This is a genomic window from Clostridium oryzae (genome assembly GCF_002029235.1).
In the GTDB taxonomy this organism is placed as follows: Bacteria; Bacillota; Clostridia; order Clostridiales; family Clostridiaceae; genus Clostridium_AE; species Clostridium_AE oryzae.
The window spans coordinates 1-20,138 of sequence record NZ_MZGV01000070.1 but is presented as its reverse complement, the minus strand read 5'-3'; the positions used below and the strand labels follow the sequence as shown (position 1 = coordinate 20,138).

18 protein-coding genes and 1 riboswitch are annotated in these 20,138 nt (G+C 33.1%); of the genes, 8 read left to right on the top strand and 10 right to left on the bottom strand.

Annotation, left to right across the window (positions count from 1 at the left end; translation table 11 throughout):
* Positions 1-124 precede the first annotated feature (124 nt).
* From ispF to CLORY_RS19380, 3 genes are all read right to left on the bottom strand, one after another.
* The gene (gene ispF / locus CLORY_RS19395) at positions 125-595 is read right to left on the bottom strand and encodes a 2-C-methyl-D-erythritol 2,4-cyclodiphosphate synthase (protein WP_079427612.1); all 471 of its coding nucleotides are present in this window, start codon (positions 593-595) and stop codon (positions 125-127) included.
* Positions 596-1,012: 417 nt separating this feature from the next.
* The gene (rluF, locus tag CLORY_RS19385; RefSeq protein ID WP_242954458.1) at positions 1,013-1,768 is read right to left on the bottom strand and encodes a 23S rRNA pseudouridine(2604) synthase RluF; all 756 of its coding nucleotides are present in this window, start codon (positions 1,766-1,768) and stop codon (positions 1,013-1,015) included.
* A 28-nt stretch (positions 1,769-1,796) separates the two neighbouring features.
* A complete protein-coding gene (locus tag CLORY_RS19380; protein WP_079427608.1) occupies positions 1,797-2,828 on the bottom strand; it encodes an anti-sigma-I factor RsgI family protein in 1,032 nt (343 codons plus the stop codon).
* Between the two features lie 592 nt (positions 2,829-3,420).
* Between CLORY_RS19380 and CLORY_RS19375 the strand changes: the two genes are divergently transcribed.
* Complete coding sequence (locus CLORY_RS19375; protein ID WP_079427606.1) at positions 3,421-3,687, top strand: metal-sensing transcriptional repressor; 267 nt, start codon at positions 3,421-3,423, stop codon at positions 3,685-3,687.
* A gap of 133 nt (positions 3,688-3,820) precedes the next feature.
* Here CLORY_RS19375 and CLORY_RS19370 read toward each other — a convergent pair whose 3' ends face one another.
* The 5 genes from CLORY_RS19370 to CLORY_RS19350 all read right to left on the bottom strand — a co-directional run bounded on the left by CLORY_RS19370 (position 3,821) and on the right by CLORY_RS19350 (position 8,965).
* Entirely contained in the window at positions 3,821-4,267 is a 447-nt protein-coding gene (locus tag CLORY_RS19370; RefSeq protein WP_079427605.1) for an RrF2 family transcriptional regulator, read from the bottom strand.
* Between the two features lie 985 nt (positions 4,268-5,252).
* Positions 5,253-6,161, bottom strand: a complete 909-nt coding sequence (gene metA / locus CLORY_RS19365; protein WP_079427603.1) for a homoserine O-acetyltransferase MetA — start codon at positions 6,159-6,161, stop codon at positions 5,253-5,255.
* 27 nt (positions 6,162-6,188) lie between these two features.
* Complete coding sequence (locus CLORY_RS19360; RefSeq protein ID WP_079427601.1) at positions 6,189-6,647, bottom strand: YbaK/EbsC family protein; 459 nt, start codon at positions 6,645-6,647, stop codon at positions 6,189-6,191.
* A 28-nt stretch (positions 6,648-6,675) separates the two neighbouring features.
* A complete protein-coding gene (locus tag CLORY_RS19355) occupies positions 6,676-7,809 on the bottom strand; it encodes a trans-sulfuration enzyme family protein (RefSeq protein WP_079427599.1) in 1,134 nt (377 codons plus the stop codon).
* 4 nt (positions 7,810-7,813) lie between these two features.
* Positions 7,814-8,965, bottom strand: a complete 1,152-nt coding sequence (locus CLORY_RS19350; RefSeq protein WP_079427598.1) for a trans-sulfuration enzyme family protein — start codon at positions 8,963-8,965, stop codon at positions 7,814-7,816.
* Positions 8,966-9,141: 176 nt separating this feature from the next.
* Positions 9,142-9,261: riboswitch (SAM riboswitch) on the bottom strand.
* Between the two features lie 220 nt (positions 9,262-9,481).
* On the opposite strand from CLORY_RS19350, the gene CLORY_RS19345 reads away from it, so the two are divergent.
* The 7 genes from CLORY_RS19345 to cysK all read left to right on the top strand — a co-directional run bounded on the left by CLORY_RS19345 (position 9,482) and on the right by cysK (position 16,697).
* The gene (locus tag CLORY_RS19345; RefSeq protein WP_169911691.1) at positions 9,482-11,206 is read left to right on the top strand and encodes a peptide ABC transporter substrate-binding protein; all 1,725 of its coding nucleotides are present in this window, start codon (positions 9,482-9,484) and stop codon (positions 11,204-11,206) included.
* Between the two features lie 112 nt (positions 11,207-11,318).
* Positions 11,319-12,275, top strand: coding sequence for an ABC transporter permease (locus tag CLORY_RS19340; protein ID WP_079427596.1), 957 nt, complete (start codon positions 11,319-11,321; stop codon positions 12,273-12,275).
* 13 nt (positions 12,276-12,288) lie between these two features.
* Positions 12,289-13,206 (top strand): ABC transporter permease, encoded by a 918-nt coding sequence (locus tag CLORY_RS19335; RefSeq protein ID WP_079427594.1) that lies wholly within the window; start codon positions 12,289-12,291, stop codon positions 13,204-13,206.
* Between the two features lie 14 nt (positions 13,207-13,220).
* On the top strand, positions 13,221-14,228 hold the full coding sequence (locus tag CLORY_RS19330) for an ABC transporter ATP-binding protein (RefSeq protein ID WP_079427592.1): 1,008 nt from the start codon (positions 13,221-13,223) through the stop codon (positions 14,226-14,228).
* Positions 14,229-15,221 carry an ABC transporter ATP-binding protein gene (locus CLORY_RS19325; protein ID WP_079427590.1) on the top strand — a complete coding sequence of 331 codons (993 nt, stop codon included), beginning with the start codon at positions 14,229-14,231 and terminating at the stop codon, positions 15,219-15,221. It begins immediately after the preceding gene.
* Between the two features lie 45 nt (positions 15,222-15,266).
* Positions 15,267-15,620 (top strand): hypothetical protein, encoded by a 354-nt coding sequence (locus tag CLORY_RS19320; RefSeq protein ID WP_079427588.1) that lies wholly within the window; start codon positions 15,267-15,269, stop codon positions 15,618-15,620.
* Positions 15,621-15,761: 141 nt separating this feature from the next.
* Complete coding sequence (gene cysK / locus CLORY_RS19315) at positions 15,762-16,697, top strand: cysteine synthase A (RefSeq protein WP_079427586.1); 936 nt, start codon at positions 15,762-15,764, stop codon at positions 16,695-16,697.
* 501 nt (positions 16,698-17,198) lie between these two features.
* On the opposite strand, the gene thiI is transcribed toward cysK, so the two are convergent.
* Together thiI and CLORY_RS19305 are read right to left on the bottom strand one after the other, a co-directional pair.
* The gene (thiI, locus tag CLORY_RS19310; RefSeq protein WP_079427584.1) at positions 17,199-18,350 is read right to left on the bottom strand and encodes a tRNA uracil 4-sulfurtransferase ThiI; all 1,152 of its coding nucleotides are present in this window, start codon (positions 18,348-18,350) and stop codon (positions 17,199-17,201) included.
* A gap of 2 nt (positions 18,351-18,352) precedes the next feature.
* Positions 18,353-19,486: a cysteine desulfurase family protein gene (locus CLORY_RS19305; protein WP_079427582.1), complete on the bottom strand. Its 1,134-nt coding sequence runs from the start codon at positions 19,484-19,486 to the stop codon at positions 18,353-18,355.
* Positions 19,487-20,138 lie beyond the last annotated feature (652 nt).

The following is a 20,138-nucleotide window of genomic DNA, read 5'->3' as shown; positions in this document are numbered from 1 at the left end:
TGCCCTAATTGTGATGCAGATTTTTATTATTCAGGAGAAAAGAAAGTAGAAGAAGGTTCGTATTTAGTTGATGAGAACGAACCTTTTCCATTCTAAAACTCATAGTCCCCGGTAGGGGATTTTTTTATTTACTAAGCAGGCATATGCTCTGTGCAGATATACCTAATTCCTTCCCTGTAAAACCTAAGCCTTCTTCTGTGGTTGCTTTTATGTTTATATCATCTTTAGATATATTTAGGGTACTACTTATATTTTCACGCATCAAATCTATATAAGGAGCCATCTTGGGCTTTTGAGCTATTATCGTAGAATCTATATTTACAATATGATAACCTTTTTCGGCTATTAAATCAGCAGTATGTTTTAGCAATACAATACTGCTGATGTCTTTATATTTGTCACAGTTATCAGGAAAATGCTTTCCTATATCACCTAAAGCGGCGGCACCTAATATGCTATCCATTATCGCATGTAAAAGTACATCGGCATCTGAATGGCCTAGTAAGCCTAAATCATGCGGTATTCTAACACCTCCTATTATTAGAGGTCTATCTTTAATCAATTTATGTACATCATAACCCATGCCAATCCTCATACTATATATCCTCCTGTTAAGTATATTTTCTATTATATCATAAATGGAAAATTAAGAAGCGCGAATTTAATGTATAAAAATAGGCTGCTTCAACAAAAGAGCAGCCTAAGCTTTATATAGATTTTTTGAAGTAGCGTACGTCATTTTTATTATAATATACGGAACTGCTATTCGAAAAAGTAAACAGTCCACTTATTTTATTTTTAATATTGTAAAAGAAAGCTGTAAATTTGTTTCTATGCCTATAAGCTTTTTTTGATTTAGAAAAGTCCACATATATAACTTTACCATGCATAAAAGTCACTCCTTTATCCCGTTTAGAGGGAAAACTATTGATTATGTAAACCTTTACTTTAACATTAATTTATAGTAATAGTATATCATATAAGTTTGAAAAAGTTAAGCCATTTATAGAAATTATTGATAGGTTTTTTTGGAAGAAGCTATGGCTTGATTTATTTCTTTAAGTTCCGTTTCAGTAAGATTCCTCCAAGTACCTTGCTTTATGCCATCACAGGTTACATTCATAATTCGGATACGTTTAAGTCTTTTTACTTCATATCCAAATACTGAGCACATTCTTCTGATCTGTCTATTGAGACCCTCTGTAAGGATTATTCTAAATGTATATTTTCCTTCTTTAGAAACAAAACATTTTTTAGTTGTTTTTCCGAGAATCCTCACTCCAGAGCTCATGCCATGTATAAATGAATCTGTTATAGGTAAATCTACAGTAACAATATATTCTTTTTCATGTTTATTTCCAGCTCTTAGTATCTTATTTACTATATCACCGTCATTGGTTAAAAAGATTAGCCCTTCAGAATCTCTATCCAGTCGTCCTATAGGGAAAATTCTGAGTGGGTATTTGATAAAACTAATTATATTATCATGAACAGTTTCATCTGTAGTACAAATGATTCTACGGGGTTTATTAAAGGCTATATATACAAATGGATTCTTTTTTTCTATTAGTTTGTTATCAACTCGTATCTCGTCAAAATTTGAGATTTTCATTCCTTGTTCAGCAGGAACGCCGTTTACTAAAATTCTTCCAAGTTCAATAAGCTTATCTGCTTCACGCCTCGAACAAAAACCACATTCGCTTAGGTATTTATTTAATCTTATCTCATCTTTTCTATCACTGTGCTTAATAATAGTTTCTTTTCTCAAAATAATATCACTCCGTCGCTTGTAAGAATTATCTTTCAAAGAGTAACGAACCATTATTGTTTATAACACAATTCAGTTTATTACTTTTAAAATAGTTAATTGTGTATCTAAAGTTAATATCAGAATTTCTTTTGCCTTTAACATAAATATTTACACTTGATTTTTTATCTATATATTTTAAATATTCAGCAGTCTTTAGAATTATTACTGTTGCTTCATCATAATTTTTATTAAATACGTTACAGTTATATTTTATTTTATCAGCATATCCGTTTAGGGGTTTGACGCTAATTACTTTGTTCCATTTATTCACTGAAATTTGAAATATAAAATTAGATTTTATTACTATTTTTTTCTCTGGAAAAGTATAAATATATGTAACAGCAACAGTAAAAATTATTAAGTATAGAATGAGCATTTTAAAAGGAAACTTAAATCCCTTTTTATTAGTCTCGGGTTTGCTCATGCAGATCTCGCCGGGTGAAATATGATCAACATTATTTACAATTTTAATATATCCAAATGGTGTTAATACGAAACACTTTTTTTTAGAACAACTTAGTACTAACCCAAAGTTTTCTTCTGTTGATTCTGGTATATCTGCAGCTTCTTCTTTGTGATGTCCCTTCTGTGTCATTTTAGTAAGGGAATCCTGTTTTTTATGTATATTAAGAAAAGAAAGTAAATTACTATAATTATCATTAGATAGCAGCAGATAGTAAAGAATAATGTAGTTTTGCCACTTATTAAAAAAACTGTGATTTTTTTTTGTGAAAGACGCTAATTTTTTTATTGGAAGCTCAGAATTAAACCTAATATAATCAGAAAAAGTAGTGCTTTCAGAGCAAATAACAGCTATATTTAACAGTTCGTTTTGGACACTTATACTAGGAATGGTGCAGCTAAGTTTTATCAGAGATATATCAAAAATACTCAATTCCTTTATAAAAAGAGATACCTCTCTTTTGAAAGCATCTAATTTTCTACTATCATTTATTAATACCATATTGGTATGAAGAAAATAATATCTGTCTTTTAGCATCATATATCTTATATCCATGGAAATCCCATCCTATTCAGAAAATTAACCAACCAGATAATTAATTCTAATATATTTATCGGTGTTAAATAAATAATTCATCAATATAACAAATATCCTGTATATTATATCATATAACATAAATAAATTGCGAACCAAGCAAGTGAATTAAATGAAGATAATATTAAGTAGTTAGTGCATGCTTTAAATAGGTAAGAGAAAAGAGTAGAGAGAAAAGTGAAGGAAGAAATTCTGCTGTGCAGAATTTCTGAGAATTTAAATCTGATTATCGGCAGATAACTTTCTAAAAACTAAGATAATACCTAACATTCTAAAAATATTATTAAAATAATTAGGATTATCTATACAATCAAAATTCAGTCGGCTGAATTTTAACCTTCTCGTTACTCTTTTCTCTTTACTCTTAACTCTCATACCTATTTAATGCACTTTGTCTTAACTATTCCGTCTAGAGCATTTAGTTTGCAATATATTTAATATCAGCATAAAGAGTAGAAAAGATATATACATTTTCTTTACAGACTACATTAATAAAATTATAATTATACATAGTAAAACAGGTACATAAAGCATATTAGAAAAAGGTGATTTTGTGAATGAAGAGAAAACTAAAGCTATTCAGGCTTTAAAAACAACAAAAGGTCAAATTGAAGGGATAATAAAGATGATAGAAGATGGGAGATATTGTGTTGATGTATCTAATCAGATAGTAGCAGCACAGTCGTTACTTAAGAAGGCTAACTTATTAATATTGAAGCAGCATCTTAATCATTGTGTGAAAGAAGCTTTTATAAACGATAGTGGTGAGGAAAAAGTAGATGAAATAATCGGTATTCTTCAAAAAATTATGGATAAATAGAAAAAGATAAAAGAGTAGAGTAAGAAAATAAAAAATGGTTACAGTCAGGGTTATCTAAGCATGTTCATTATCATTCACAGATAACCCGTTAAAGGTCATTTAGACCTTTAACCATCAGATGCAGCCATTTTTGCTAGATTACATAGTCAAAAGTAAATTCACCATTAGATTTTTTATAATGATCAACTAAATCTTCTAGAGTTATAGAGTCAACTACAGTATTAATATTCTCATTAACTTTTTTCCAGACTACTGTATTTATACAATCTTCTACGGTCTTATTAAACCCAGGTGAAGCGTCAGAACCACCTGTAATATTTAATTCACCTTCTAAACATCTTAAAACTTCTCCAACAGTGATTTTATCTGCAGGTCGAGAAAGGCAGTAACCACCTTGAGATCCTCTTATACTTTTAATCAGATCTGCCTTTCTAAGTATAGAAAAAACTTGCTCTAAATAATTTTCTGATATTTCTTGTCTTTCTGCAATTGTTTTCAATGCTATATAATCACCAGCTGAATTTAATGCCATATCCACCATGGATCTTAGGCCATATCTTCCTTTAGTAGAAATTTTCACCTATGGTCACCATCCTTGTAATTTAGTAACAGTAAAAAACGCTAAAACCATATAAACCTATATGTTCACTAAGATAAATAATACTATAGAAGTATTTTTCAGTCAAGTTGCATATTAACAATTGAGGATTTTTGCTAATTGTGGATAACTTTTAATTAATATGAAGATACACCACTAAAGAGAAAAGAGAAAAGAGTAAAGAGTAAAGAGAAAAGTGAAGGTGGGAATTAAATGAAAAAAACGGTACAAAGTGTTTACAAAGAAGTTAAAAAGAAACAGTAATATATTTTGAAATTAGAGAATTAAGATAAGAAGGCAACAGAAGCAGTATAATAAGAGTATTCTGTGAATATTAAGAGTCAGGGCATTAAAAATGGTTACATCCGACGGAGGCATTTGGAGTGAGTTTAGCAATTATCCGTGTCTTTTAGGCAAATTTCCGTTAAGATGGCGAATTGTTTGAGGTGTAGCCGAGTTATGAGCCATTAGGAAATTTGACTGAAAGATGCGGTGTAATTGCTTAATGAGCGAAACTAGCCGACATAGGGTGTAACCATTTTTTAGTCTCTAGGAATTTATGTATTTTGCCAATTGTGGATAACTTTTAATTAATATCAAGATACACCACTAAATAGGAGAAAAGGTGGTTGCTAAATAAAAAAACGGTACAGCGTGTTTACGAAGAAGTTAAAAAGAGACAGTAATATATTTTGAAGTTAGTGAATTAAGATAAAAAGGTAATAGAATTAATAAAATAAAATTATTTTGTAAATATTAAGAGTTAGGGCATTAAAAATGGTTACATCCGACGGAGGCATTTGGAGTGAGTTTAGCAATTATCCGTGTCTTTTAGGCAAATTTCCGTTAAGATGGCGAATTGTTTGAGGTGTAGCCGAGTTATGAGCCATTAGGAAATTTGACTAAAAGATGCGGTAAAATTGCTTAACGAGCGGAACTAGCCGACATAGGGTGCAACCATTTTTTATTAATCTAGTGAATAAGGAGTTTCTTGATAAACATAATAATTAAGCCAGTTTGAAAATAGCAGGTTAGCGTGTCCTCTCCAATTTACAACAGGTTCTTTGGAAGGATCATCATCCTTATAATAGTGTTTTGGAATAGGAACATAAAGCCCTTTATTTATATCTCTGTCATACTCGGCTTTTAGTGAATCAGGATCATATTCTGAATGTCCCATAACAAAAAACTGCTTTCCAGCATCAGCCATAACTATATGAACACCGCATTCTTCGGATTCTGTCAATATAGTAAGTTCTTTATTCTTTAAAATATCTTCCTTGCGTACCTCTGTATGGCGCGAATGAGGTGCATAGAATACGTCGTCAAAGCCTTTTAGCAGTCGTTCATTTTTTACGTTGACAACATGTGGAAAGACACCGAACATTTTTTGAGAAAGCTGGTATTTAGGGATATTATAATGATAATATAGGCCTGCTTGGGCTGCCCAGCAAATATGGAATGTTGAAGTAACATTTTTTTTGCTCCATTCCATTATAGTAGTTAATTCTTCCCAATAATCAACATCCTCAAAATCCATTTGTTCTACGGGAGCACCCGTTATTATGAGGCCATCAAATTTATGATCTTTTATATCACTAAATGTTTTATAAAAAGATATAAGATGTTCTTCAGGAGTATGAGTAGATTTATAAGTTTCTTGATACAAAAGCGTTATATCAACCTGAAGAGGAGTATTAGAAAGAAGCCTTAAAAGTTGATTTTCAGTTGCTACCTTAATTGGCATAAGATTGAGTATTGCTATTTTAAGCGGTCTTATGTCTTGATGATAGGCTCTGCTTTCATCCATTACAAATATATTTTCATTATTTAGCACATCTTTTGCTGGTAAGTTATCTGGAATTTTTATTGGCATATAAACAAACCTCCTTGTAAAAATTAACTATTGACATATATTAACCCAAATACCTTCAGTAAGCTTTTCTAGATCATCTACGGAAATTTTTACAGCAGTATGAGTAGATCCGGCTGCGGGGTATACATATTCGAATTCTCTTAGTGATTCATCAAGATATATTTGTATATCTGTTTTAACTCCAAAGGGACATACTCCACCAACTGGATGACCAGTATATTCTAAAACTTCTTCTGAAGTTAACATTTTAGCTTTTGTGGAGAAAAGGGTTTTGTACTTCTTATTATCGATTCTAGCATTTCCGCAAGTGACAACTATAATATTTCTGTCTTTTAATTTAAAAGCAAGACTTTTAGCTATAAGTTCTGGCCTAACGCCTAGAGCTTCTGCAGCTAGATCCACAGTAGCACTGCATTCATCTAGTTGTATTAAATCTGCATGAAAGTTATTTGCATTAAAAAAATTTTTTACAGCCTCTACACTCATACGTTTCACCTCAATTATATCATTTTATTTATTCTAGCGCTTTTTTAAAATCCTCAATTAAATCTTGAGTATCCTCCAAGCCTACTGATAGACGTATCAAATTATTAGTAATTCCAAGTTTTTCTCTTTCTTGAACAGGTATTGCTGCGTGAGACATTTTAACTGGGTAGGATGCTATACTTTCAACACCGCCAAGACTTACAGCAACAGCTGCTAAGGTTACATTTTTCATGAATTTTTTAGCAGTAGCCTCTGTATCAGTTTTAAAGGAAAGTACTGCACCGCCATTAAGCGCTTGAGAAAGGTGAATATCAGAACCTATATGCTCCTTCAAGCCGGGATAATAGACGTTAGTAATCTTCTTATGGGTTGAAAGCCACTGAGCTAATTCTAGAGCACTTTTGCATTCATAATCAAGTCTTACTTTTAGCGTTTTTAATCCACGAAGCAGAAGCCAACTATCCTGTGGACCTAGTACCGCGCCAAAAGAGTTTTGTACAAAATAAATTTTATCTGCTAGGTCTTTATTTTTAGTAGCGACTAAACCACTCACTACGTCGCTATGCCCTCCTATAAATTTAGTGGCACTGTGAATTACTATATCCGCTCCAAGTTCAAGAGGCCTTTGTAAATAAGGAGACATAAAAGTATTGTCTACAATTACTATCAAGCCATAGTCTTTAGCGATCTTTATGCAGGTTCTTAAATCTGTTATTTTGAGAAGAGGATTTGAGGGAGTTTCTAGAAATATAGCTTTTGTATTATTTTTTATGCTATTTTTTATATTATCAGGATCAGTCATGTCAGTGAAAGTAATCTGTACTTTAAACTTGTTAAAAAAGCTGGAAGCTATTCTGTAAGTACCACCATAGACGTCATTACCAACAATTATGTGGTCGTCAGAAGAAAATATTGAAAGTACAGAAGAGGTTGCAGCCATTCCTGAAGAAAAAGCAAAACCTCGTATTCCTCCTTCTAACTGAGCTATAGTATTCTCTAGAGCTTCTCGTGTTGGATTGCCTGACCTTGTATAATCATATTTCCCTAAATTATCTATATCATATTGATGAAATGTTGAAGTTTGATATATAGGAATACTTAAAGCACCAGTATTTTTATCAATTTCATTTCCGTTGTGAATTAATTTTGATCCAAAGTTCATATTATCACCTTATTGCCCTTTCCAAGTCGTTTATAATGTCATTTACATTTTCTATACCAACAGAAAGTCTTAAAAGTTTATCAGTTACTCCGAGTTTATCACGCACCTCTATAGGAATATCTGCATGAGTTTGAGTATATGGATATGTAATTAGGCTTTCTACACCTCCAAGACTTTCCGCAAAGGATACTAGTTTAACGTTATCCAGAATTTTCTCTACCATAGCTATGTTGTTAACGGAAAATGATATCATAGAACCAAAACCGGAAGTTTGCTTTTTAGAAATTTCATAGCCTTCATTTTCGGGCAAACCAACGTAGTAAACTTTATCTATTTCCTTTAATGTTTTAAGCCATTTAGCAATTTTTAAAGCATTTTCTTGCTGCTTATCCATTCTTACGGCTAAAGTCTTTATGCCTCTTAATACAAGCCAACTGTCAAATGGGGAAAGTACAGCCCCTTTTGATTTTTGTATTAGTCTTAATTTGTCTATTAGTAAATCATTATTTGCTGCGACGGCAAAGCCTGCTAAGGTATCATTATGACCTGCTAAAAATTTTGTCCCGCTGTGGACTACTATATCGGCGCCAAGCAGAATAGGTCTTTGATAGTATGGTGACAAGAAAGTATTATCCACAATAGTTAATGCATCTAATGATTTAGCTAGTGAAGCAATCCCACTTATATCAGAAACCTTCATCATAGGATTTGATGGAGTTTCAAGAAAAAAGGCTTTAGTATTGGGAGCTATATGTTTTTCTATTTCTTCTATACGGGTAGTGTCTGTATAGGTAACCTCAATTCCAGAATTCTTGAAAAATTCCTCAAATAATCTATAAGTACCGCCATATAAATCATCTGATACAATAAGGTGATCGCCTTTAGAAAAAAGAGTTAGTACGGCAGAAATAGCAGCAACTCCAGAGGAAAAAGCAAGACCTGCTCTGCCACCTTCGAGTTCTGCAACAGTATTTTCAAGTTCTTCTCTGGTTGGATTTTGCAGTCTAGAATAATCATAGCCTGTACTGCTATGTAAGCCAGGGTGTATGAAGGTAGCACTTTGGTATATAGGAAAACTGATTGCTCCTGTTTGAGAATCATATCCTTTACTTCCATGTACTACTTTTGTTTCTAGTGACAACAGACCTTTTTGCATATTCGGCTTCCTCCTTTTTCAAAATTAGTTTCTAATTTCATACTATTTCTTAGCATATTCATAAATAACATAATAAAAACTCCTTTTAAATGTACAAATTAAAATATATTAATATAATAAAAAACCTCTTTCATCTTAGAAAAAGACGAAAGAGGCATAAACATTCAAAGACTCCTCTCTCATCTCTCGTCGGACACATGCAATCCGTTCGCAGGAGTTGGCACCTTTTCAGATAGATGAACCTGAAGGTTGCCGAGGTTTCATTGGGCCAGTCCCTCAACCTCTCTTGATGAGAACATAAATCGTATTAATTTTTAATAAATGATACCATTTAGCTTCAGGTTTGTCAAGCATGGAAATATATATTGGAAAACAATATGAAAAACTAGAAAAATTATACTTGACAAGTTAATAAAGGCTGGTTATGATATAAATCATACTTAATCAATATGTTTTATCGGAATTAAAACGAACAAGTAATACATATTTAATATTATTTTAGGGGGGATGTACACTATGAAAATTAAAAAGGTAGTGAACACATTATTGATATCTATATTGGTAGTATCTATTGCTACAGCTACAGGCTGCAGCAAAGAAAATTCAGCAGGTAAATCTAGGAAAGCTTCAACTACATCTAAACTGGATGCTGACCAGACTTTGAATCTGCTGTTGGATGAACCTCTTACGCTGGATCCAAATGACGCTAGAAATTCTGGTGAATTTCAAATACTTACCCAGGTACAGGAAGGTTTGGCAAGAGTATTTACGGACAAAAATGGAAATGAAAAATTGGAACCAGCAGGAGCTAAGAGCTGGGACATTTCAAAAGATGGTTTAACATGGACATTCCATTTAAGAGATTACAAGTGGTCTGATGGTAAGAAAGTTACAGCACAGAATTATGTGGATTCCATTATTAGATTACTGGATCCTAAGAAGGCATTTTCTTATGCATTTTTCGCGTATGATATAAAAAATGCGAAAGCTTATTACGCGAAAAAAGTAAAAGCCAGCCAAGTTGGTGTTAAGGCATTAGATGATAAAACTCTTCAAATTACCTTAGCGAAACCAGCACCGCAATTTGAAAAAAAGATAGCTTTTGCGGCACTATTTCCAATCAGGCTGGATGTGATAAAAGCAGGTGGTGAAACTTGGGCCACTGATTATAAGAAACATGTATACAGCGGACCGTTCATAATAAAAGAGTGGACGAAAAACAGCAGCATAGTTCTTAAAAAGAATCCTGATTATTGGGATGCTAAAAGTGTTAAGCTTAAAACTGTAAATTTAACAGTGGTGAATGAAATTGCTACTCAAGCACAGATGTTCGAGTCTCAACAATTAGATGTGGTTCAAGGGCAGCAAGACTATACAGCTAAATGGATAGACGAAGCTAAAAAAGGTAAATTCCAATATATAAAGAAAGCATCACCATCTACTGATTTTATAGGCTTTAATCAAAAAACAAATGGTACTTCTGGAATTATGGGAAACGCAAAGATCAGGAAAGCCCTATCTCTTGCAATAGACAGAGAAGATTTAGTTAATACGATATACAACAAAAATTATTCTGCATATGGAATTATACCTAAAGGAATAGATTTAGATAAAGATGAATTTAGATCAAAATATGAGGAAGCACTTAAAAAAGATTACGAGGCAGTGAAGGACGATAATGAAAAGCTTCAGACCTTATTCAAAGAAGGCTTGGAGGAACTTGGCAAAAGTGAAGATTTAAGCAAAATTAAGCTAGTGTTCATTTCAACAGAAAGCAGTTCTTTAGATAAATCTATACAGGAGTATTGGAAGCAAACTTGGGAAAAGAAATTGGGAATAAAAATAGAATTGAAATCTTTCGGAGATTTTAAAGCGTATGCAGCATTAAGGAACAGCGGAAAGTACGATATACTTTTAGGTGGATGGTTTGGTGATTATAATGACCCTATGACATTCATGGATTTGTGGATTACTAACAGTGGATTTTCAAAATTTTTTGGTGGATATCACAGTAAACAATATGATTCTATATTTAAAAAATTAGATGGTGAACAAAATATTGAAAAGAGGGGACAGGTGTACTCCGAGCTCGAAACTCAATTAGTAGCTAAAGATGCAGGAATAGCACCATATATGTATTTGGATTCAAGGTATTTTGTACAAAATTATGTTAAGAATATAAGTTTACCTTCCTTTGGACCATCGATAGAATTTAGCAGGGCATATATTCAAGGAAAGTAATATAAAGTTTTAATATAGATACATCGGCAGAAGCTGATGTATCTATATTATGCTTAAATATGTTTTTGCATTTATGAGTGAAGTTATGATAATTAATGGGGAGGAAAATAATTTGAAAAAGTATGCTATACGAAGATTTCTAGAGATGCTTTTAACTTTATTTACGGTGGCCACAGCAACTTTTTTTCTTTTGGCGATAGTCCCTGGAGATCCGCTGACAGAAAGAACAGAAAAGCTTCCACCGCAGATACGGCAGAACCTATATAAGAAATATGGGCTAGACAAGCCCATCATGGAAAGATATGTTATTACAATGAAAGGGTTGCTTCATGGCAATTTTGGAGAATCCATACTTTATCCTGGACAGACAGTACAAAGTATTATCAAAGAAAAACTTCCTGCTTCTGCAAGGCTTGGGCTGCAACAGATGGTTTTAGGTATTTCTTTAGGATTATTATTAGGAATTATAGCAGCTATGAAAAGAGGAACTTGGATAGATTACTCAATAGTAACCTCTGCAGTTTTAGTAATATCTATCCCACAGTTGATATTTGGATTGTGGCTTCAAAAAATATTTGCAGGGCAGCTTGATTTATTTCCGGTGATAGGGTGGCCAAAAGGAAAAGATTTATGGCTTGGCGGTTGGAAATATACAGTGCTGCCAACTATAACAGGATGTTTTGTATATCTGGCAACATATGCAAGGCTGTTAAAAACTTCTATGCTGGATGTAGTAAATAATGATTATATACTTACTGCAAAATCCAAAGGATTGACGAACAGACAGATAATATTTAAACATACTCTCAGAAATTCATTTATACCTATTATTACTATATTGCCGATGAGTGTTGGAATGTGCATAACAGGATCTTTTTTTATTGAAAGAGTATTTTCAATTCCAGGAATAGGAATGTATTATGTAGATGCAGTTAATGGTAGAGATCTGCCAATAATCATGGGTCAAACAATCATTTTATCAGCTATGTATATTGTCATAATATTTATAACAGATTTATTATACACTGCAGTTGATCCGAGAATCAGAATTAGTGGTGGAAAAGGATAGGGGGCTTAATATTATGACGGAATTAAATGATGATATGTTTCAAGCTGTAGATTGTAAAACATTAAGTACAGGGACTATGGTGCGTCCCAATGTTACATATTTTCAAGATGCATGGAGAAGGCTTAAAAAGAACCCTGTGGCCATGGTATCTCTGTTTTTTCTAGTGATTTTGATTATTATGGTTGTAGTAGGTCCTTATATACGTGGATATGATTTTATATCGATAAGTTCCAAAGATAAAAATTTGGCACCAAGTTACAAATATTGGTTCGGCACTGACAATCTAGGTAGAGATTTATTCTCTAGAGTATGGTACGCTAGCAGAGTTTCGATAATGGTTGCAATAACCTGTACAATAATTCAAATAGTTGTAGGTTCAATATACGGAGCTGTAATGGCATACTTTGGAGGTTGGATTGATGAAATCCTTATGAGAATTATTGAAGTTATAAATTCAGTGCCATCACTTTTGGTTACAATACTTCTTATGATGGTTTTTGGTAATGGAGTATTCGCTCTTCTTATGGCGATAAGTGTAACTTCTTGGTGTGGTACAGCAAGACAGATGAGAGGACAGATATTGCAGCTTAGAGAATCGGAATATGTTCTTGCCGCAGAACTTATAGGCACATCTCCTATAAGGATTATCGTAAAGCATTTGATACCAAATACAATAGGAGTATTAATACTTAATATAACATCAAGTATTCCGGAATATATATTCACGGAAGCCGGATTAAGTTTTCTAGGAATTGGCATTCAAGTACCAAATACAAGTTTAGGAGTACTAATATCTATGGGACAGCAGAGCATGGAATTCTATCCACATCAGCTATTTTTTCCGTCGTTGATATTATGCTTAACTGTTCTTGCATTTAATTTACTTGGTGATGGATTAAGAGATGCACTTGATCCTAAACTTAGGGACTAAGAGGGGGAAGTATAATGGGAAAATTGCTTGAAGTGAAAAATCTACAAGTATCGTATAATACTTATGCTGGTGAAGTAAGGTCTGTAAGAGGAATAACCTTTGATGTAAATGAGGGTGAGACAGTTGCTATTGTTGGTGAATCCGGATGCGGTAAATCGGTCACAGCAAAAGCAATTATGGGATTAATTCAGACTCCGCCTGGGGAAATTAAAAAGGAGAGTGAAATCTTATATAAAGGTGAAAATATATTAAATTTCAATGAAAAGCAGTGGATAAATTATAGAGGAGGAGAATGTTCTATAATATTTCAGGATGCACTTACAGCACTTAACCCTACCATGAAAGTTGGTAAACAGATAGCTGAAAACATAGCAGCACATAGAAGTATGAGTAGGGAGGAAGTTAAAAAGGAAGCTATTAAATTAATACAAATGGTAGGAATAGCTAATGCTGAAAAAAGATTTAATCAATATCCCCATGAATTTTCAGGTGGCATGAGGCAGAGAATCATGATAGCTATAGCACTAGCATGTAATCCTAAGCTTCTTGTAGCAGATGAACCTACTACTGCCTTGGACGTTACAATTCAGGCACAGATATTAGAACTGATTATGAATCTTCAAAAAAGATTAGGAACTTCGGTTATAATGATAACCCATGATCTTGGAGTAGTGGCGGATATAGCACAAAGAATTGTAGTTATGTATTCTGGAAAAATAGTTGAAAGCGGTACTAGCGATGAAATATTTTACAATCCAAAGCATCCATATACTTGGGCTTTGCTTAAAGCTGTACCAAGACTTGATCTGAAAAATAAAGAAGAACTTACAGCTATTGAGGGGGCACCGCCAGATTTAATTGCACCTCCGGAGGGTTGTGCATTTTCTACTAGATGCAAGTATTGCATGAAAATATGTCTAAAGGAAGCACCGCAGAAAACAGATTTTGAAGAAACGCATCGGGCATATTGCTGGAGGTATCATCCAAAGGCCCCTAGAATAGAAATGGGGGGGGACATATAAATGAGTGACTTAAAAAATAGTAATTACACTGTTGATGAAAATGATGTAATTTTGGATGTAAGAAATTTAAAGAAATACTTTAATATAGACCGAAGAAATACACTTATGGCTGTGGATGATGTTTCTTTTAGGATAAAAAGGGGCGAGACATTAGGACTTGTTGGAGAATCAGGATGCGGAAAAAGCACACTTGGCAGAACATGTATTGGCATGTATAAGAGAACTGATGGACAGATACTATACAAAGGACAAGATATCCAGAGTTTCCATGGAAAACATAAAAAAATTTTTGCAAGAGAAGCACAGATGATATTTCAGGATCCTTATGCATCACTTAATCCAAGAATGACAGTTATGGATATAATAGGAGAAGGAATTGATGTACACAAATTGGCCACTAATGCTAAAGAAAAAAACGAACTGATTTATTATATATTAAATTTAGTTGGACTTAATAAGGAACAGGCAAATAGATTTGTACATGAATTTTCTGGTGGACAGAGGCAAAGAATAGGTATAGCAAGGGCGTTAGTGCTTCAACCTGAATTTATAATATGTGATGAACCCATATCCGCACTAGACGTTTCTATACAGGCTCAAATAGTTAATCTACTAGTAAAGTTACAGAGGGAATTGCATCTCACTTATCTATTTATAGCACATGATCTGTCTATGGTTAAATATATTTCAGACAGGGTTGCAGTTATGTATTTGGGAAATATTGTAGAAATTACTTCATCCGATGAACTGTATAATAAACCATTACATCCATATACTCAGGCACTGCTTTCTGCTATTCCAATTCCAGATCCTAAAGTTGAGAAAAACAGAAAGAGAATCATATTGGAGGGCGATGTACCGAGTCCTATCAATACTAATGGAGGGTGCAAATTTAGTTCAAGATGCAAATTTGCAACAAAAAAATGTACAGAGGGAAATCAGAAGTTAAGAGAAGTTTCTCCAAACCATTTTGTTGCTTGTAATTTGTATTAGTATGATATATATTCTGTAAAATAATGAAATTGGAGAAAAGAAAATATGCGGATTTTTAAAGAATTTGTAATTGATATAATAAAGTCATTTTTAATAGGAGTCTTAGTTGGAACGACAATTGCTGTGTTATTTACCGTTGTGGGATTGTTGGGACAAGGGTTTGACTTAACTGCAGCAATTAGAATTGCTAGAAATGTAGCTATAGTAGTAGGCGCACTTGAAATGGTGCTTTCAGCAGGACTTATATTAAAAGGAAATGAAATAAGACGTTTGAATGATATAGAAGGGTGGAGGAAGCGGTTTAGCAGATTGAACTTCGTATATGTGATGCTGATAATGTCATATGGAATAGTGCTGGTGGGAGGCATGTTAGACAATGTATTATTTAATATTAGATAAATATATTGACATAAATTACAATAAAGAATATACTACTAAGTAGATAGGAATTATAGGTATAATAATTAGTGATAAATATAAAAATTATAAAATAGTATATAAATAATATTGATTATAGAGGAACTGAAAGGAGTTTTTATAATGAGTAAAATAGCTAAGAATCTTACTGATCTTATAGGTAATACACCTCTTTTAGAGCTTACAAACTACAATGAGACAGCAGGTGTAAAAGCAAAAATAATAGGAAAACTTGAGTATTTTAATCCGCTGAGTTCTGTGAAAGACAGAATAGCATTTGCTATGATAAAAGCAGCTGAAGAAAAAGGACTTATAAATAAGGATACAGTAATTGTTGAGCCTACCAGTGGAAATACAGGTATAGGACTTGCATTTGTATGTGCAGCAAGAGGATATAAAATAATATTAACAATGCCTGAAACTATGAGTATTGAAAGAAGAAACCTTCTCAAGGCACTAGGAGCACAACTTGTGTTAACACCTGGTTCTGAAGGGATGAAAGGTGCTATCCAGAAGGCACAGCAGATAGTCGATGAGACTCCTAATGCTTATATACCTCAGCAATTTTCAAATCCAGCAAATCCAGAGATCCATAGAAAGACAACTGCAGAAGAAATATGGAGAGACACGGATGGAAATGTAGATATATTTATAGCTGGAGTTGGAACTGGCGGAACTGTAACTGGAGTAGGAGAAGGGCTTAAGGCAAAAAAATCTGATATAAAGATAGTAGCTGTAGAGCCAGCGAGCTCACCAGTATTATCAGGAGGAAAGCCAGGTCCGCATAAGATACAGGGAATAGGTGCAGGTTTTGTTCCAGACGTATTTAATGCTGAAATAATAGATGAGATAGTTCAAATAAAGAATGAAGAAGCTTTTGAAGCTGCCAGAGCTTTAGCTAAAACAGAGGGACTTCTTGTAGGAATATCCTCAGGAGCAGCTCTTCATGCAGCAACACAATTAGCTAAAAAAGAAGAGAATGCAGGAAAGACTATAGTAGTTCTTTTACCTGATACAGGAGAAAGATATCTATCAACTCCACTTTTTAGTGAGGAATAAAAAGAGTAGAGAGTAAAGAGAAAAGAGAAGGCAGGAATTCAGCTTAGCTGAATTCCTATTGCTTTTTTATTAGGAAAGTATAGATTTTTGCATATAGAGAAGTAAAATTAAAAATTGTGAATGAGGAATGAAGAAATAAATTCTGCTAATCAGAATTCTTAATTATCCTATATTTAAGAGAACTTTCAATGTTAACCAAGTAGTGTGTTAAAAAGAAACAGTAATATATTTTGAAGTTAGTGCATTAATATAAGAAGGCAACAGAAGCAATAAAATAAAAGTAGTATATAAAGTTTAAGAGTCAGGGCATAAAAAAAGATTACATCTAAGTAGGCATTTGGAGTGAATTTAGCAATTACCCATGTCTTTTAGGCAAATTTCCGTTAAGATGGCGAATTGTTTGAGGCGCAGCCGAGTTATGAGCCATTAGGAAATTTGACTAAAAGATGCGGTGTAATTGCTTAATGAACGGAACTGGCCTACGTAGGATGTAATCTTTTTTTACATAAGGTTTTTATAGACTTCCATATTTTTTATAGCTTCATTAACAAGTCTATCAATTTCTAATACACTTTCATTTTCTATTATATGTTCAAGTACTGGTCTCGTCTTAGGATGCTTTGGAACAAATATCGTACAGCAATCTTCATATGGAAGAATAGATGTATCATAAGTTCCTATTTCCCTCGCAATATCCATTATATCAATCTTATCCATCGCTATAAGTGGCCTAAACACAGGTCTGTCGGATACATCATCACTTACGATAAGACCTTCCATCGTTTGGCTGGCAACTTGACCTATACTCTCACCTGTAGTAACAGAATTTATTTGGAATTTTTCTGCTAATGCACATGCTATTCTCATCATAAATCTTCTCATGATTATTGTAAGCTCATCTTCGGGGCACTTATCAATTATATTCATCTGTATATCAGTAAAAGGTACTACATACAGGTTGATTTTACCTGTATAATTCTTCAAGAGCCTTGCAAGGTCTTTTACCTTTTCTTTTGCTCTTTCACTGGTATATGGATGACTATGATAATATACACAATTTAATTCAACACCTCGTCTAGCCATCATATATCCTGCTACAGGGGAGTCGATTCCGCCAGATAGCATCAGCATAGTACTTCCATTCATACCATAAGGGAGTCCACCTGCCGCTTTAATCTTTTTAGAATATATATAAGCATTTTCACGAATTTCAACATTAATGATACATTCAGGTTTATGTACATCTACAGAAACCTCAGGCACATCATTTAGCACATAAGCTCCTATTTTTCTGCTTACTTCCATTGAGTTAAAAGGAAAAGATTTATTTGCTCTTTTGCTTTCAATCTTAAAAGTTTTGCAGCCGCTTTCAAGCATTTCTTGGATTGCTTTTTTGCCTATTTGCTCCATATCTGCTTCAACTTGAGAAACTACACAAAGTTCTAGTACTCCGAAAACTTTTTTTACTCTGGAAACTGCTTCTTCCATATTCTTGCACTCAATAAACCATCTACCGCTGTCAAGAATAAAATTATAGTCAAGTCCCTTCAAAACAGAAGCTATATTATTTTGAAGTTTTTTTTCAAATTTACTTCTATTTAAACCCTTTAAAAATATTTCAGGTGAGTATTTAACAAGCAAAAGTTTCTTCATGTTTATTTTCTCCTTAAAAATTTTATAGATTTTTCTAGTGCTGAAAGAACATAGTCAACCTGTTCTGTTGTGTTCATCTCGCAGAAGCTAAAACGCATACCACCTTCAACAGCATCATTTTTAAGACCTATAGCTCTTAGAACATGACTGCCTCTAGTGTTTTTCGATGAGCATGCTGAACCTGTTGATACATATATTGAATTTTCTTCAAGTAAATGAAGTAATACTTCACCTCTTAAACCATAAAAGGATACATTTAAAATGTAAGGTGAATGGTTAGAATCAAGTGGACTATTTATTTTTATGTCTTTAAAATTTTGAAGTCCATCTATAAAATGTTTTTTTACTTCAGTTACATGCTTGTAGTTCTGTTTCAAATTAGGAAAGATAATTGAAGCCGCCTTATGGAATCCTGCGGCACCAGCTAGATTTTCTGTACCTGATCTAAAGTCTTTTTCTTGGCCTCCTCCATATATGAGAGCTTTTGGTACAAGACCTTTCTTTATGTACGCGAACCCTACGCCCCTAGGCCCATGTATTTTATGAGCACTTGTTGATAGTAAATCAATATTAGCTTTTTTTACATTGATATCAATTTTGCCATAGCTTTGCACTGCGTCAACATGAAATTTTGCCTTCTGACTTTTACTCTTTACTATATTTCCTATGGTATCAATATCCTGAATTGTGCCAATTTCATTATTCACGTGCATAACGCTAACCAGCTTTGTTTTGTTATTTATAGCAGCTTCAAGTTCGTCAAGAATAACCTTACCATCAGAATCTACATTTATATATGTAGTTTCGATACCAAGGGCTTCTAGTGCTTTAAACGTGTTTAGGACGCTTGGATGTTCAATTTTAGTAGTAATTATATTATCACCTGGTGATAAAAAACCATTTATTAAAAAGTTATTACTTTCACTTCCACCAGAAGTAAATATCAATTCATCTTTCGTCGCATTTATAGTACTTGCAAGAAAATCTCTATAACTTCCTAGTTCCCTTTCTGCATTCATACCTATTTTGTAAGCTGACGAAGGATTAGCAAAATAGTTTTTCATAGCAAATGCTACTGATTCTATGACTTCATCGTAGGGTATCGTAGTAGCACTATTATCAAAATAGACTTCCATTAAGTTCACTTCCTAATAATTATAGTAAATCATCAAATATTACTTATCACATTTTATCATTATAGATAGTTTGTTGTAAACACAATAAATAAATTGCGAACCAACGATGGGGGTATGACCTACCGGTCATTGCGCCCTTCGGGTTCTGTAAATTAAATAGCTGTTAATTATTTAATGTATCTTTTAAATATAAACTAAGTGCTATTGGATAAACGTTATTCTATGGAATAACAATTTTTTAATTTCTTCGAAGAAAACTAAAGTGCATCGCTAATTTTTTAGAAAGATAAAAAACCTCTTTTTAATTTGGAAATTGCTAAAACTAATATCCATTTTAATAGAGATAACCTTAAAAAGCTATCTAAGCAGGACAGGTCTTGGCTTCGAAGACCTGCTTCTTCGTAGAGCCCTGTCACGATTAATAGGCTTTTAAGTAGTTGGATTATTAAAAGAAAGTTAATTATAACAGTTTCCATATTGAAGAGAAGCCTTTAACTCTCTTTATAATTAAGATCACACTTAATAATCTACGAAGAAAAATTAAAGATACAACTTCATCAAATAACGTCTGTAAAATTAACGTGTAGAAATTTTAGAGACGGTACTTTAAAACTAGCAATCTATATAATTTACAGAGCCCGCAGGGAGCGTT